At 42.5% G+C, this 16676-nt stretch carries 11 protein-coding genes and 1 pseudogene; all 12 read left to right on the top strand.

Features of this window, described 5'->3' with window-relative positions:
- Positions 1–732: pseudogene (locus M3650_RS30325) on the top strand (hypothetical protein); the annotation flags it as partial.
- A 341-nt stretch (positions 733–1073) separates the two neighbouring features.
- Entirely contained in the window at positions 1074–1976 is a 903-nt protein-coding gene (locus M3650_RS30320) for a toll/interleukin-1 receptor domain-containing protein (RefSeq protein ID WP_251580025.1), read from the top strand.
- A gap of 177 nt (positions 1977–2153) precedes the next feature.
- A complete protein-coding gene (locus M3650_RS30315) occupies positions 2154–3053 on the top strand; it encodes a toll/interleukin-1 receptor domain-containing protein (RefSeq protein ID WP_251580024.1) in 900 nt (299 codons plus the stop codon).
- Positions 3054–3714: 661 nt separating this feature from the next.
- A protein-coding gene (locus M3650_RS30310) for an IS3 family transposase (protein WP_251580021.1) occupies positions 3715–4832 on the top strand; the annotation gives its coding sequence in 2 pieces (ribosomal slippage) (positions 3715–3961 and positions 3961–4832; 1119 coding nt in all).
- Complete coding sequence (locus M3650_RS30305; RefSeq protein WP_251580019.1) at positions 4825–5040, top strand: DUF2750 domain-containing protein; 216 nt, start codon at positions 4825–4827, stop codon at positions 5038–5040. Before M3650_RS30310 ends, M3650_RS30305 begins: the two co-directional genes overlap by 8 nt.
- A 115-nt stretch (positions 5041–5155) precedes the next feature.
- Positions 5156–5890, top strand: coding sequence for a leucine-rich repeat domain-containing protein (locus M3650_RS30300; RefSeq protein ID WP_251580018.1), 735 nt, complete (start codon positions 5156–5158; stop codon positions 5888–5890).
- A 398-nt stretch (positions 5891–6288) separates the two neighbouring features.
- Entirely contained in the window at positions 6289–9654 is a 3366-nt protein-coding gene (locus tag M3650_RS30295; RefSeq protein WP_251580017.1) for a family 10 glycosylhydrolase, read from the top strand.
- A 396-nt stretch (positions 9655–10050) separates the two neighbouring features.
- Positions 10051–11355, top strand: a complete 1305-nt coding sequence (locus tag M3650_RS30290; RefSeq protein ID WP_251580016.1) for an ABC transporter substrate-binding protein — start codon at positions 10051–10053, stop codon at positions 11353–11355.
- A 295-nt stretch (positions 11356–11650) separates the two neighbouring features.
- A complete protein-coding gene (locus M3650_RS30285) occupies positions 11651–12550 on the top strand; it encodes a carbohydrate ABC transporter permease (protein ID WP_251580015.1) in 900 nt (299 codons plus the stop codon).
- A gap of 12 nt (positions 12551–12562) precedes the next feature.
- Positions 12563–13393 carry a carbohydrate ABC transporter permease gene (locus tag M3650_RS30280; RefSeq protein ID WP_251580014.1) on the top strand — a complete coding sequence of 277 codons (831 nt, stop codon included), beginning with the start codon at positions 12563–12565 and terminating at the stop codon, positions 13391–13393.
- A 15-nt stretch (positions 13394–13408) separates the two neighbouring features.
- Positions 13409–14947, top strand: coding sequence for a DUF4127 family protein (locus M3650_RS30275; RefSeq protein WP_251580013.1), 1539 nt, complete (start codon positions 13409–13411; stop codon positions 14945–14947).
- Between the two features lie 122 nt (positions 14948–15069).
- On the top strand, positions 15070–16665 hold the full coding sequence (locus M3650_RS30270; RefSeq protein ID WP_251580012.1) for an FAD-dependent oxidoreductase: 1596 nt from the start codon (positions 15070–15072) through the stop codon (positions 16663–16665).
- The last annotated feature ends 11 nt before the right edge of the window (positions 16666–16676 follow it).

Below are 16676 nucleotides of genomic sequence, written 5' to 3'. Positions count from 1 at the left end.
TTCAAGCTTCGTTGTGTTTTCCATGTTCTTTTCCTGCCTATCTTCTTCTATTTCCTTCTTTATTCGACATGCAGGGTTGAAATTCCTTACCATAATCCTCTAATTCTTTTGTTCAACTTATATAGTTCAAATACATTTATTGTTTGTGAAATTCCACAAGCCTCTTCATCTGCTATCGGCAGTATTAATTATATTTTAATACCAGAACGACTTATCATAGATTATGAAAACGATTTAATAATGGCACCTTTGAGAGGACTTGAAAATGATGGCCGTACTTTCCCAATGTTTGATTTTGAAGGATTAAATGAGGTTGATGTAGAGGCTTATTGCGTTAGAATTAGTAAGATAAAAACAGAAATAATAAAGATATTAGATGAAATTGTTGATTTTTTAAATGAATACGAGTGGGAAGAAGAAGTATATTTCGAAAAAGATGATGACAAATTCATGATTAGTGCATTTCTTTATGAAGAAATTGATGGGAAAATATCGATTTCTCTAAGTCTACAATTGCATATTTCAGGTCTCCATCCAATGGGTGATATTATTTTTGACTCAGAATATAAAACTGAAGAGGATGAACTAAAACTATTTACCGATAGCAGTGATTACAATTTAGATATAGAAGAAATTCAAGTTATTTTTTCGGATTGTTGGAACAATATCAGAAGATTCTTTTTATTAGAGAAGGAGTTCGAGATAGAACTTCCAGAAGAAATAAATTATTAAGGGATAATTAAAGAATGTGAGGCGACGTCCTGTCTGCGAAAGAGGGGGAAGATCAATCAGATAACACGGTAACTGGCTCAATACTTAATTTTATAAAATAATATGTCTTTAGCGTTTTCAAAGATGAGAATTACATAATCTCATTGTCACGAGAAACATATTGAGCTTGATTATTCAAGAACTCACCCGGACACATCTCAGAGCCTCGTAGTAGCCAGTCGGAACCATTGTCACCGATGATTCCGTGTTTTGGGAAATGAAATAACGTTCAAACAAACTCAATAATTTAATTGAATATTATGTTATATTATTTAGCTATTAATAATTTGGAGGGGAAATACTTGCCTACTTTATTTTTGAGTCATAGTTCTAAGGATAAGTTCTTTGTAAGGAAGTTAGCAGAGGAGTTAACGCAAAACGGCGTAAAAGTTTGGATAGACGAAGCTGAAATAAAGATAGGAGATTCATTAATTGAGAAGATTACTGCAGGTGTTAAAGACGCTGATTATCTAGTTATAGTTCTATCTCATAATTCTGTTGAATCTACTTGGGTTCAAAAAGAGTTACAAATGGCAATTAGCCGTGAAATGCTTGGTACTAAAGTTATTTTGCCGCTATTAATTGAAAAATGTGAAATACCTTTATTCCTTCAAGACAAGCTTTATGCTGATTTTACTAATCCGGATCATTTTGATAAATCATTTACTCAACTACTACATGCCGTCGGTATTGAAAACAATCAACAATCTCAAAAAGCAGCTACAAAAAAGAAAAAAACTAGGAAGGATATCCTGAAAGAAGAACCAATATTACCAAGAGAGTTACAACTTAAATATAAATTACAACAAAGTCAATTAGAGTTATTTGAAGACATTAAAATTGTGGGTGTAGATAAAAATAAAACTTATAATCCTGATCCTTCGAAGAAATTATTTAATGTATATTTTAACTTGTCACATTCTCCATCGAGAGAATGGGTAGAAATTTTTGATGCAGAACGTAGAGTTCCAAGACATACAATGTGGAGAAAGGCCTGGATTGAAGATACTTTCATTGTTGTTCATTGTTGTCTTAACGAGATTAAAAAATATCATCTACTAGATATCACCGAAGATGTACTAAATAGCAATAATAAATACAGAGAGTATTTGAAAAATATTGAAATGCAGCAACAACGGAAAGCATCTCGAGAAGAAAAAGAAAAGCATGAATTAAATGAGGTTTTGGATAGTTTGGAGTTTTAACATTTCAAAGAAGTAATAATCCTCTTCTAACATTACATTCATGCTACGGGACATTCGACTATCAGTCTGCCGATGCAAACAAGACAAATCGATTTCCCCTAAGATAAGAGCTAAGTGGGATCGACGTTGAGAATATAGAAGCATTAAAAGAAAATCTGATTTTGAAGGAAGGAACCAATGTCAAGTATATTTCTTTGTCATACAAGCATCGATAAACCGTTTGTGGAAAAACTTGCAAGAGATTTGAGGAGGATAGGTGTTAATGTATGGTTTGATAAGTGGGAAATAAAAGTTGGTGACTCTCTCACTTGGAAAATAGAGGAAGGAATTAGAGAGAATGAATTCTTAGGGATAGTATTATCACCAGAGGCACTTAAATCTGAATGGGTCAAAAGTGAACTTGGAGCTGCATGGTCAAAACAAATGAAAACCAGAAAGGTATTTGTATTGCCGATTTTTTACAGAGAATGTGAAATGCCATATTTTCTATCGGATCGTAAATACGCTGATTTTAGAATTGATTATGAGCATGGTTTCAGTGAGTTAGCTGGTATATTTGGGATTGATGAAACAGAAGTAATAACACAAGATAACTGGAGGAAATTCACTAGAAAAAAGAAAGTTAACTGGAAAAGCTTTAAAACTAAAGAATTTGAACAATTAGTAACTACATTAGTAGATAGAGCATATGAGTATAAATGGTCAGCTTGGGTTGGTGGAACTGCAAATGAATACTCAATCTCTTTTTATTGTTCTATTAAAAAGGACGATACGTTTATACATAATTACATTTCATTTAAATTAGTTGGAGAAAGCAATGCATATAACGCCAGTTTTAAAAAAGAATCTAATCCAAATAACCTAAAAGTAAGTGATTATGAAAAATACATAGGAAACTCAATTGATGCTTGTGATGAGTGTTTATGGAGATTTATGGATGATAGTAATTCAATCTATGGAACCCCGACAGAGAAACCATTTTATTTTACAGAACGTTTTTCGAGGGGGAATGAACTGCATGAAGCTGCTAAAGAAATGATGCGAAGATTTAACTGGTACAAAGGGGACAAGTTATAACTATTTCAAGATGGCAAGCAGCTAACATTGCATTCATGCACTATTCGTTTCTCAATTTAGTTCTCAGTAGTACTCTCGGAGAAGCAAATTTTGTGGACAATCTCTGACAGGTATGGTGAATGTAATAAAGATAGATAAATTGTCTTTCATTAAGAAAATAGTAATCAGGAAAGTGAAATTTGATGTTGGGCATTTGATTAGGCAGCATTAACGCAATAGTGATAAACAAGGATTTCTTTGGCATCTCTTGTCTTTTATTTCTCCTAAATATTTTACGATTTTAACTGCCTTAAGGGTGCTTCTAAAGAGCACTCTTATTTTATTTATCACACCTCAAATGTCATGGTGTGTTTTTGTGTTAGGTTATTGGAGGTCATCTATATCTGCAAAGGAATGTTTACACATTAGTATATATATGGTAGTTTTGAAATAAATATATGTATTTTTGTGTAAGCGTGGTTTTGAAAGAAGGTGATTATTTGAGTAAAGAAGATAGGCTTATCAGTGAGTTAATTTACGATTATCGGAAGAGGCTTTAGATACACTTTGCCGTATTTATCTGTTTTATCAGGTATTCCAAAAGTGGACAGGCTACACTAAGTTGGACAGAAAAATTAAGGGCTAGTAGAATGAACACATAAAACCAAGGAGCGGATCTACTATGCCAACACAAAGACGTACATTTACAGCTGAATTTAAGAAACAGATGGTGCAATTATACGAGAACGGAAAATCAAGAGCAGATATCGTCCGTGAATACGATCTAAGTGCTTCAGCATTGGATTGTTGGATCAAGCAAGGACAATGTACAGGTTCGCTCTCTGAGAAGGCGAATCGCACACCAGAAGAAAATGAACTCCTTGCTTTACGTAAAGAAAATCAACGTCTTAAGATGGAGAACGACATTCTAAAGCAAGCTGCGCTGATCATGGGACGAAAGTAAATGTCATCAAACGAAATAGCGACAAATACTCGGTGTCAGCAATGTGTGACGTCCTACAAATTCCACGAAGCACCTACTATTATGAAGCCAAAGAACAGCAGGAAGAAAACGAGATAACGAATCACATCGTTGAAATCTTTGAAAAGAACCGTAGAGCCTACGGTACGCGAAAGATTAAAGTTGAACTACGTGAATATGGTTTCACCGCATCTAGACGTCGAATTGGCCGTATCATGAAAGAACAAGGCCTGGTTTCTACCTACACTGTGGCTCAATTCAAACCACAAAGAACTTCATGTAACGAATCGAAGCAGGCAAATGAACTGAATCGTGAATTTCTACAACCAGAAGCAAAGCGCGTAGTTGTAAGTGACTTAACGTATGTAAGAGTGAAAAACAGATGGCATTACATCTGTGTATTTGTCGATCTCTTCAACCGAGAGATTATTGGCTCAAGTACAGGCCCTAGAAAGGATGCGGATCTTGTAGCACGTGCTTTTGCTTCTGTTCAAGGAGATCTACGTCAAATACAGCTATTCCATACCGACCGAGGCAGTGAGTTTAAAAACAAACTGATCGACGAGACACTAACAACATTCAATATTACTCGTTCATTAAGCATGAAAGGCTGTCCTTACGATAATGCCGTTGCTGAAGCTACATTTAAGATTATGAAGACCGAATTCATCAATCAAACAAACTTTCATAGTCTGCAACAGCTCAAGCTTGAGCTCAGTGACTACGTGAACTGGTACAACAAACGCCGTATTCACGGAACTCTAGGCTATGTCAGCCCGATAGAATACAAAAGATTAGCCCTTAAAAAAAATGTCTAGTTTAGTGTTGACAATCCAAGATGAATGGGAGAACTGTCAAACACAAAAAATACATTTAGATACACTCTTAGATGAGATATTGCCTAACCTGTCAGAAGAGGGAACACATGTAGTTGTATTCAAAGTTCCGGAGGATCCAGACGTTGTAAGAGTATCCGCGGATGATTTTAAAAATAATTTGTTGTATGAATGTTCTCAATATGAATAGCGCTCATGCTAATTCAGCATAAAGCTTCTTCTTTACGATTTGCTTGAACACGAACATACTGACAGACTGTGTTAATGCAGCACGGTCGACATTGAGAAGGATGTGAGAGAACAAGATGAACTGGGAGCGATATTTGCTGGACGAGAAATCTCCTGTTTCCTATTATGCTCATCTGGGCATTATGGAGGGGACTCGGAGAGTGGAGAACTTTGATCTTGCTGCATTGGAAGAAGATACTCGGATTGTTGATTTATTTACGCCTCTGAAAAAATGTAAGAAGAAATATGTGAATTATGAATCGCTGGTCGGTAATCAAATGATAGAAGGAATTTACCTCACTGATCTAGATGAGGAGCGATTACAAATATTTTCTACATTGCCGAATTTAAAGTACTTGCAAATTTCCTCCGGAAAAATGGGGGATATACCCAATTTATCATGTTTACATCGCTTAGAAGTGTTGATCCTGGCGAATTTGCCCCAAGTAAAAGATTTGAACTTTCTGATAGGGTTACAAAACCTGCAAACCTTATATATCTATGGTATGAATCACTTGTACGATTTAACGGCGCTTGCATCTTTATCGAATGTAAAGGAATTAAGTCTTGATCATGGACGAATGAGTGGGACGGGAAATCCAGTTAAAAGCTTTGAGCCTGTTGGAGAATTAATGCGATTGGAGTATTTGTCATTGATCCTGGCATTAGAGAATAAGAGCCGAGATATTACGCCTATTCTAAAATTGAAAAATATAAGGAAACTTCATCTATTGCCGCGATACACAAAGGGAATGAAGGAAACAATTACAGCCAGTTTTCCAAATTTGCTGAACAAACAAGACTTTGAATAGGATCAGAATAGAAGTGATGAGCTGATGTACATAGTCAGATTGATGGCAGGTAACTGTAAAAAATAAACAATAAAGTCTGCAAAAAAACGAGCCTTTAGAATCGCTTCTAAGGCTCGTTTCGCGTTTCGGCATCCATTTTACGGGAGGAATGGATGCCGTTCATATAAAGCAAAGGTAAAATGGAGGAATAATTTAATATTATTTATAAAATAAGCGGAAATATCCTTCTTCGAATGTGAGTTGTCTGTTATGATCAAGAGGAATACCCCGTAATTATTGTTGGAGGTGATGCTTGTAAAAAAATCGGCATAAAAATAGATTTATAGATGAGATTAGTTGTACTTAAGATGGAGTGCTTGGGAAGCTGTTTTTTCATGAACCCATGGGGAGGTTTGAAAATGAGATTAAAGAATACGCTGTCTTTCATCTTATGTTTTGCTCTCATTTTTTCAGGGACGACGTTGACTGTGTTGGCCGATGAAGCCATCACAGCAAAAGATGAAAATGGCAACACCATCACAGCGAAAGCTGCAAACGGTAACACCATCAGCATTACAGCAGTGAATCGAGCCATCGGAGCTTCAGATGAAATGATCCTGTTTACCCGAGAAAATAGTAGTAAGCTCACAGATTCGAACCCTTATGCGGCTGCTGCAGTCGTGGACTACCATGAAGGTACTTACAGCGTTACGGACGTCACTTATCGTGAAGGTGCTGTACAAATACCGACGAATGGTTTTGTACTGTTTGGTCACGGATCGAGTGAACAGTGGATTAAAGACAATATGAGTCCGGGAGACCCGGTTGAGATTGTTGGCTACACGCTGCCTGCACCGGTGGTTGGAGGTCCACAGCTCATCACAGAGCAGGGCACCATACCAATCGACGTTGTAGATCAGGATCAACTGGCGAACACCATCGCAGTCTATACACGTCATTTTGGTGAGATGACAAGACCATTCTCTGAAGATACTGTTCAATATATCATCACCAATGATGTGTCGGTCGTGAAAAGCACATATGGTGTTCATGGTCAGAGTGGAACCTACATTCCTGCGAACGGTTATGTCATTTCGGCTTCTGGCAACGCTGCGTCATCCTTGAATTTGGAGGTGGGACATTCCGTACAAGCAATTAACGTAGATATTCCTATTCTGCCTAGCAAGTATTTGAAAGTGAATGGTATTGCGGTAGGCATTGATAAAATAAATGGACCGCGTGGAGCGGGAGAGGTGGTGTTGTACCAGCCTACTTATGGTGCAACCACCAATCAGAATGCTTGGGGAATGGAACTTACAGTCGTTGGTAATAAGGTAACCAACGTCGTGGCGATTGCATACGATCCCAACACAGGTGCTTATCTTGATAACAACTCCTCCATTCCATCGGATGGATATGTACTGTCGATTCAATCGACAAGTCCATTCTATAACCAACTAGCGGGTCAAGTGCGTATCGGCGCAGAGGTTGAACTCGTGACAGATAGTTTAATTTACCAAGCGGCTAGAACTTCGTTTGATGCATTTAATCCGAAAGTAAAAGAAGATAATCCCGGAGGCTGGGACAATGTTGGCAATGTGCCTTATCCAGGATTTCGTGGATCGAATCAGTTGATCGTCTATAATCGTAATTATGGCGCGGAGACTGGCACGAACCCATGGGGCAATGAAGTGATTGTTAATGCGGACGGATATGTAACGAACAATGGCGGGAACAACAGTAAAATTCCTGAAGGCGGCTATGTATTATCCGGTCATGGGGTTAAAAACACATGGTTAAAGAACAACGCACTGGTTGGAGCCAAATTGAGTCTGGATTTTGTTAAAAAAGAAGTGTTGGTTATTTTTACGCCGGAATCTTACTTAGATAAAGCATCGATAAGTATCGATAGCGCAGAGAAGGGGCTCCAGTTATCCAAGAATCAGTTTATGGATGTGCCTTATGCCGATATTGAACAGAAGATTGTAGAAGCGAAGGGCGTTTATGAGTTGGTCAAACAGCGTTTAAATGAAAGCGATACCAAAGGGTTAATGGATTTACTGAATGACTTAGATCAGAAAGTTACGGATGCAAGTTACATGAATTTTGAGTCTCCAAAAGTACAGACTCGAGGTCTCTGGATGAGGCCGAAGGAAAAGAACTTGGAGCAGGTTCGAGATCATGTGAAGAAAATCAAAGAGACCGGTATCAATGCCATCTATCTAGAAACATGGTGGAATGGATATACCACTTGGCCAACGTCTTTGCCAGATACCGAATTAAATCCTTTGTATGAAGGCTTTGATGTACTTGGAGCATTTATTGAGGAAGGCAAAAGACAGGGGATTGAAATTCATGCCTGGGTGGAGAACTTCTTTGTCGGCGGACCGGTTGTGGTGAATCATCCCGATTGGCTCATGAAAAGCAGAAAAGGTATTGATTATGAAGAAGGCAGTCACAATGCCAAGTGGTATTGGCTTAATCCAGCGCTCCCGCAAGCTAGAGATTTCGTTGCTTCTGTCTACGATGAACTCGTCACGAAATATGACATAGCTTCACTGCATTTGGATTATGCGAGGTATCCAGGGTCCGGAGATTACACGAATGACTTTGGTTACGACACGTATACCCGCAATTTGTTCAGCGAGAAATATGGCGTTGATCCGCTTGACCTTCATCCAGGAGATCGTTACTGGGATGAATGGCTACAATTCCGTGCGGACATTATCAATACCTGGGTCGTTCGGGTAGTTAACGAGGCGCATCAAATCAAACCAAAGCTACAAATTACCACTGCGGTATGGCCGAATTATGAGGAAGCACCGAAATCGCACGCGCAAGAAACGAAATACTGGTTAGATCATAATTTAATCGATCACTTGTTCCATATGTCTTATGCACCGGGTTCGGAATTAACGGTAGCCGACTTGAGACACTCCATGGCATTAGCAGGGGACAATGCATTCGTCACATCGGGTCTGGACACGTTCCAAGGCAATCCTACATCGGCTGTTGTGGATCAAATTACCGAAGCAACAAAGAATGATGGAGCTGGATCCGCATTATTTGAATACGAAGGACTATTTAATTATAAGTATGACAAGGTGCTGAAGATTGGGTTGTATCGTAATAAGGCAATTTTGCCTCAATATGATACGACCAAGCCTCTAGCGACCGTGATGGAAGAAATGATCCGTAAAATCAATGAGATTTACGTTCCTTTCCAAGGGATGAGCCGTAAGGATGGCAAGAAACTAATACAGAAACTTGAATCCGCTGTAAAAGATCTACATGTGAATCCCAATATGACAGATGAGACTGCAAGTGACGTGAAACAGAAGATCGACAGCATAAGCAAACTTCTTGCAAGCAACTCGATTAATAAAGAAGTAAAGAATCGAATGAAGCATGATTTGGACTATGGCAATAAAATGATAGACATCTATTTCTCCAAAACAGCGAAAACGCAATTAAGTAAATTGACGGTGAGCTCGGGGAAGAAGGTAATGAAGTTAACGCCTTCCTTCACACCATCGACGTATGATTACAAGGTAAAGGTCGGGCATTCGGTTACGGAGCTAAATATTACGGCGAGTACAAGTAATCAGAATTCAGTTATTTCCGTGGGTGGCAAGCCTATTGAAAATGATTCGGTCATTCCCGTACCACTTCAAGTGGGTTCGAATCTGGTTACATTACAAGTGATGTCCGAAGATGGACGAATGAAAAACTACACGGTGACGATTCAGCGCGCTGGTAATGATAAAGGGAACTACGAAGAATAACGACAGAGTTGAAACTGCAATATTTAGGCTTCATCAATTTCTAATGAATTCACGGGGTGTCGCAGATCGATTTGGCACCCCGAATTTTTTAATTTATATAGTTGAGGTGATCCCAATATGAGTCTATCTATCGAAAAGGGTGCAAATATGGAGAAAATAATCTCCAATTATTTTAAAAATAGTGGAGAACTTGTTTAATGCGTGTTACAATGAACATGCAAGAAGGGAAAAGGTGGCAGGAACGACTCTTATTCCGAAATAACTCATGGATGGAGCAATTACAGATATAGCGTAGAATAATAAGGCTTTTTTGTAAGCGCTACCGTTTTCGGACTTACAGTCATTTCTTCTCCTAGCTTTGAGAGATAGTTTATAAAGAAGAGAGGGTGTTGTGGCATGAGCTTCAAAGGTAGAAGGTTGATTTCATTACTATTGGCATCAATGATGATGGTGGGGTTATTGGCGGCTTGTGGTTCGGATTCATCGGGCAACAAGGGGGCTGCTTCAAGTGGGAACAACGATAGCAAGAAGCCCGCGGAACAAGTCACGGTAGAGTTCTGGACAATCTCATTGCAGCCGACCTTCAATGATTACTTCAACAAGTTGATTGCGGATTATGAAGCGAAGAATCCGAATGTCAAGATAGATTGGAAGGACTACCCTTACGATGCTGTACTGAACAAGCTCATGACGAATATTGCTGGCGGTAATGCGCCAGACGTGGTGAACCTTAATACGGAGCTGGCCAATCAGATGGGAACCAAGGATGCATTGGTTGACTTCAACCAAGAGCTGACAGCGGACCAGAAGGCAGCTTATTTCCAAGGAATCTACTCCTCAACAGAAATGAACGGCAAAGGGTTCGCACTCCCTTGGTACACTGGATTGCCTGTCCTATTCATGAATAAGGATCTGGTGGAGAAAGCTGGACTGAATCCGGACAATCCGCCGAAGACGAAACAGGAATTGAACGAATGGGGTCGCCAGATCAAAGAGAAAACCGGCGCCTACGGCTACATATTCACGATGGAAGCACGGACTCTGTTAGAAGAGAACCTGCCGTTCCTGACTGAGGATTATAAGAAGGCAGCTTTTAATACACCGGAAGTAGAAGCGTATGTCAATGAGAATGTACAACTGTTAAAAGACGGCGTCATTCCAAAAGACATTATCAACTACGATAAACAAGTGCAATACTTCGCGAGTGAGCAAGTAGCCATGTCTTTATCCAGCTCACCATTTATTAACAAGATCAAGACAGCCGCGCCGGATGTATACAACAAAATGCTTGCCGTTCCAAGTCCGGTTGGCAAAGCGGGCATTCGCTATTCCAACACGATGAACATCGTCGTGCCTTCGGCAACATCTCATAAGAAAGAAGCGGTTGACTTCGCTGTATTCGTCACGAATGCGGCCAATCAGGTGGAATTCTCCAAGATCGCTAATACATTGCCTTCCACGGTAGAGAGTGCCAAAGATCCATTCTTCTCGGAGAATGACGGAACTCTAGAAGGGGTCGCTAAGACCGTATCTGCAGTCAGCCTTGATAAAGCCGAGGATTTCTACATCGGCGTTGAGAGTGCTAAAGACGTTAATCAGACTATCACCAAAGCATTGCAGGAAATTTATTTGAACGGTGCTGACGTGAAGAAGACATTGACTACGGCCGAGAGCGATGTTAACAAAATCTTGGGCAACTAAATACTTCAAATTGGGCAGGCTTGTCCTGCCCGATTCTTATAGACATAGAACTATGTTCAAAAAGTCCGGTTTTCAGCACCGAGAAGGTTGGATAAAGCTAGGGCCTGAGGAGCGCAGCGTACGTAGTTTGTACGTGGGCACCTAAGATGTTTCCGTAGGAAACATGACTTCGTAAGCATCTGCTTAGGCCCGGCTGAATTCAAGATTCGATGCCGATATCACATCCTGAGTTACTTCGTGATCAAAAGTGAACTTTTTGAACTACCTCTTATTAAGATGGTGGAGGAGTACTATCATGAAAAAGACATCCTTCTTTACTAGATTCGGCAAGTCGGAAGCGGCAGTGGCTTGGCTCTTCATGACACCGGGTTTGATTCTACTGGCCCTATTTGTCTTCTGGCCGATTATTTATAGCGTACCGCTGGCGCTGACGAATTACTCCGTCATAGGCAAGACCGAGTTTGTTGGCTTGGATAACTTCGTTAAGGCGTTGCAGGATAAGAGCTTCATCACGTCACTGCTCAACTCATTGCTATACGTCATTGTTGTGCCATTTATTCAGATTATATCTATTCTTATGGCGATTCTAGTCAACAGCAATGTCAAAGGCATTAAATTATTTCGTACGGCTTATTACATCCCCGTAGTTACTTCTATGGTCGCGGTAGCGCTGATTTGGGGCTGGCTGCTCAACCAGAATGGGGTCATAAACTATGTGCTGTCCAATGTAGGGTTAATGAAAGAGCGAATTACCTGGCTATCCAACAAAGATACAGCACTGTGGACACTGATGTTCATTACGATGTGGAAGGGCCTTGGCTACTATATGATGATTTATTTGGCCGGATTGCAATCCGTTCCGAAGGATCTGACAGAGGCTGCGATGATTGATGGCGCGAGCCGGGCGCAGACGATTCGTAAAATTACAATTCCGCTGTTGAAGCCGTATGTCTTTTTCTGCACGCTTATTTCACTAATGGCGGCAATCCGTGTGTTCGATGAAGTGTTCATCCTGACGATGGGTGGACCGGGGGATGCTACCTTAACATCGAGCTTGTATATTTATCAGCAGGGTTTCCAGCAATTTAATTTCGGCTACTCTTCGGCACTTGGCTTAATTGTCAGCGTCATGATTGGTGCGCTTAGTATCGTCATCTTCAGATTCAACCGGAAGGGTGGTGTCAATCCATATTAATGGATGCATGATATGAGAAAAAAACCACTTCGATTAGTGAAATTATTATTGTTATATGGAGCTTTGATTCTATTTGCCATTTTTATGATGGGACCATTCCTATGGATATTAAGTGTGTCGCTCATGCCCGGCAAGAATGTGTTCAGCTCTCCGCCGGCGATCTTCCCGACATTTATCGACTTTGATAATTACGTCCAAGTGTGGAATTACATGGACTTTCCAAGATACTTAATGAATACCGTTATCATTGCGCTGATGGGCGTTGTAATGAACATCTTCTTTTCTTGTCTTACAGCCTATCCGCTTGCCGTATTCCGTTTCAAAGGCCGGGATCTAATCTTTACACTACTGATAGCGACGATGATTATTCCCGCTGCAGCCGGCATGGTAGTTAACTATTTGACGGTAAAAGCACTAGGCATGATGGGCGGGTTTCTTGCAGTCGTGCTTCCTTCAGCGGTTACCGTGTTCAACGTATTCCTAATGAGACAGGCGTTTATGGGCATGCCACATGAACTGCGCGATTCCGGCAAAGTGGACGGTGCCAGCGAATTTCGTATTTGGCTGCAATTGGCGCTGCCGATTGTGAAGCCGGCGATCGCCGTTATTGGATTATTGGAGTTCATGGGGATGTGGAATAGCTTCCTCTGGCCGATGATTGTGCTTAATGATACGAAGCAGTATCCAATCGCGTCCGCGCTCAGCTTTTTAAATGGCCAATTTTCCTATAATTTTGGCTGGATTGCCGCCGGGACCGTCATTTCGGTTATACCGATTATCATCGTGTTCCTGTGCACCCAGAAATATTACATGGAAGGTGTATCCGGAGCAGTTAAAGGATAGGAGGACACTACTCACATGAGAAAAATTATATATATTCCGCTGGACGAACGTCCGTGCAATTACGAATTTCCGGCACTTCTTGCCGCGGGAACGGATTATCATGTCGTTCGTCCGGATTTGAGCATGATGGGGCTGAAGAAGCGCCCAGGAGACATCGAACAGCTATGGACCTGGCTATTCGAGCAGGCGCGTGATGCAGACGGAGCGATTGTGGCCTTGGACACATTGCTATACGGAGGAATAATCCCCTCGCGGCTGCATGAGATGACGGAGGAACAATGCGGGGAGCAATTGGAGAAGCTCCGTCAATTGAAGCAGATCAACCCGGCTTTGCATGTATTTGCTTATCAGCTCATTATGCGTTGCCCGCGCTATTCCAGCAGTGATGAAGAACCGGATTATTACGAGAATTGGGGCAGGGAGATTTTCCGGCGCGGATATATCCGCCACCGGTTGGAACTGGGCATCGCTACAGAAGAAGAGCAAAATGAATTGCAGCAGATCGAGGGCGTTTTGCCTGAATCCATGTGGCAGGACTATACGGAGCGCCGTGCTGTTAATTTAACAGCGAATAAGAGAGCAATCGAACTGGTGCAGGACGGGGCCGTCGATTTCATGATTATCCCACAGGATGACTCGGCCCCTTATGGTCTGACTGCGGTGGATCAGCAGCACGTTCGCGAGCATGTCAAGAAGTGTCAGCAGCAGCTGTCCGTCTATATGTATCCCGGGGCCGACGAAGTGGGATGTACGCTACTTGCCCGCATGATCAATCATTTTGAGCGTCGCAAGCCACGGGTGCAAGTTCATTTTGCCAGTGTGCAAGGGCCGTTAGTGATGCCTCTATATGAAGACCGCGTACTATATGAATCGGTCAAATATCAGATTATGGCGGCCGGAGGACTAATGTCGCCTTCCCTGGCAGAAGCCGATATGGCCCTATGCATCAATTCACCCGGCGAGAGCATGATGGAGTCGAATGATCAAGGGCAGTCTTCTTTAGGGTATCAGGTATACCGGAATCTAGTTGAACTGGTAGAGATGGCTGATGATATTGTTCACCGTCTCGGCAAGCCTTGTGTTATCGCCGATGTAGCCTATGCCAACGGAGCAGATCTTGAACTGCTGCAGCTGCTTCGCGATAAGAAGCTATTGTTCGAATTGGCCGGTTATGTAGGCTGGAATACAAGTGGCAACACGCTCGGAACTTGCATTGCACAGGGCATGATCTATGCCGTGAATGGCAATACGCCGCAGCATCGCGATTTCCTGTCACTACGCTATGTCGAGGATGGGGGCTATTGTGCCTTCGTACGTAGGGATGTAAGCGATCGAGTGCTGCCTGGTACGGGATACAATTATTTCTCGATCGACGGACAGCGGGGACAAATCGCCGAGCAAGTCAGAGCTGGATTGACTCGGTTCATCGAGCAGCATTTGCATGATCCAGAGAATAATTATGAGATTGTGATTGACGATTGCTATATGCCTTGGAGCCGGATGTTTGAGGTCGGATTGAAGACCCATGTCCGTGATACGAAGCAAGGACAATAAAGTACGACGAGGGTTCGAGCTTCGCTAATGCTGCGAGGGCCTACAAATTTTGCAAATAACAGAAAAGGTGCATGAACAGCACAGGTGGATGCTGGAAGCGCCGGAGAAGGAGCCAGCGAGAGATGCATAACGAGCGAATGACAGACGTCGCCGTCCTAGGCGGCGGGTTGGGCGGATGTATGGCCGCATTGGCTGCAGCCAAAATGGGTGTGCGTGTAATCATGACAGAGGAGACGGATTGGCTCGGCGGTCAGCTGACAAGTCAGGCGGTTCCGCCAGATGAACATCGGTGGATCGAGGAATTCGGCTGCACAGAGACGTATCGCGAGTTTCGAGACCGGGTGCGTGCTTATTATCGAGAGAACTATCCGATGTCAGAGGAAGCGAAGAATAATGAACTGCTTAATCCCGGCAACGGTTGGGTAAGCCGCTTATGCCATGAGCCGAAGGTGGCGCTGCGCGTCATCGAGGATATGTTGGCCCCGTATGTGAACAGCGGCCGTATCACGGTATTGTATCATTTCAGACCGACTGCAGCCTCAGTGAACGAGGATCAGATAGAGAGTGTAACCGTTACACATATAAGCTCAGGTGAAGAAGTTGTACTAAGGGGATCATACTTTCTCGATGCTACGGAATGTGGAGACGTACTGCCGTTAGCGGGGGTTGAATATGTAATAGGCGCGGAGTCCAGGCATGAGACAGGGGAGCCGCATGCGCTGGAAGAGGCAAATCCGCTCGATGTGCAGTCGATCACCCATGTGTTTGCCCTCGATTATGTAGAGGGTGGCGATTTCACGATTGAGAAGCCTGAACAATATGATTTCTGGCGCAAGTTCGTACCGAAGCATACGAATATTCCGCTGTTAAGCTGGTATGCGAACGATACGGATGACGCGGAGAAAATGAAGGAGTTCGCCCTATTTCCAGGTGAACGCAAGGACGCTTCTGGGCGGGAGCTACTGTCGCTGTGGACGTATCGTCGTGTCATCGACCCGGCTTTATTTGAGCCTGGGCTATATGAAAGTGACATCACCTTGATCAATTGGCCGCAGAACGATTATTTTCTGGGTTCAATTATTGACGTTCCTGAAGCAGAACGGGAGGAGCATCTGGCAAGTGCTAGACAGTTAAGCCTCTCACTGATCTACTGGCTCCAGACCGAGACGCCTCGTCCGGACGGAGGGCGAGGGTATCCTGGCATCCGGCTGCGTACGGATGTACTGGGTACAGAGGACGGACTGGCGAAGTACCCGTATATTCGCGAGTCGCGCCGGATTCAAGCGATGTATACCATTACGGAGCAGGATGTTAGTAAGGAAATCCGCGGGGAACAAGGGATTCGCCGTTACGACGATAGCGTCGGTGTCGGCAGCTATCATCTGGATGTTCACCTGACGACCGTCACGAACCGGACGTTCTATATTCCGAACTATCCGTACGAGATTCCGCTTGGTGCGTTACTGCCGATCCGGGTCAAGAATTTGCTTCCTGCTTGTAAAAATATCGGCACCACTCAGATCACGAACGGATGCTACCGCCTCCACCCGACAGAATGGAATATTGGGGAATCGGTCGGTTATTTAGCGGCCTATGCGCTACAGAATCAAGTGACGCCGCATGAGGTACACGCCAATTCGGAGCATCTTCAGGCCTATCAAGCGCTGATTCAAAGGCAAGGGGTCCAAATCCACTGGCCGGATGATCTGGTTCTATAACAACGATAGAG

Origin of the sequence: Paenibacillus sp. MER TA 81-3, assembly GCF_023713585.1 — a bacterium.
GTDB lineage: Bacteria > Bacillota > Bacilli > Paenibacillales > Paenibacillaceae > Paenibacillus_B > Paenibacillus_B profundus.
The sequence above is the reverse complement of the archived record's forward strand: the minus strand, read 5'-3'. Positions and strand labels throughout refer to the sequence as shown.

Excerpts from the sequence above, each read along its gene's own strand:
- M3650_RS30305 (WP_251580019.1), top strand. The coding sequence starts at position 4,825 with ATGTCTAGTTTAGTGTTGACAATCCAAGATGAATGGGAGAACTGTCAA.
- M3650_RS30295 (WP_251580017.1), top strand. The coding sequence starts at position 6,289 with ATGAGATTAAAGAATACGCTGTCTTTCATCTTATGTTTTGCTCTCATT.
- M3650_RS30290 (WP_251580016.1), top strand. The coding sequence starts at position 10,051 with ATGAGCTTCAAAGGTAGAAGGTTGATTTCATTACTATTGGCATCAATG.
- M3650_RS30280 (WP_251580014.1), top strand. The coding sequence starts at position 12,563 with ATGAGAAAAAAACCACTTCGATTAGTGAAATTATTATTGTTATATGGA.
- M3650_RS30315 (WP_251580024.1), top strand. The coding sequence starts at position 2,154 with ATGTCAAGTATATTTCTTTGTCATACAAGCATCGATAAACCGTTTGTG.
- M3650_RS30270 (WP_251580012.1), top strand. The coding sequence starts at position 15,070 with ATGCATAACGAGCGAATGACAGACGTCGCCGTCCTAGGCGGCGGGTTG.
- M3650_RS30285 (WP_251580015.1), top strand. The coding sequence starts at position 11,651 with ATGAAAAAGACATCCTTCTTTACTAGATTCGGCAAGTCGGAAGCGGCA.
- M3650_RS30275 (WP_251580013.1), top strand. The coding sequence starts at position 13,409 with ATGAGAAAAATTATATATATTCCGCTGGACGAACGTCCGTGCAATTAC.
- M3650_RS30300 (WP_251580018.1), top strand. The coding sequence starts at position 5,156 with ATGAACTGGGAGCGATATTTGCTGGACGAGAAATCTCCTGTTTCCTAT.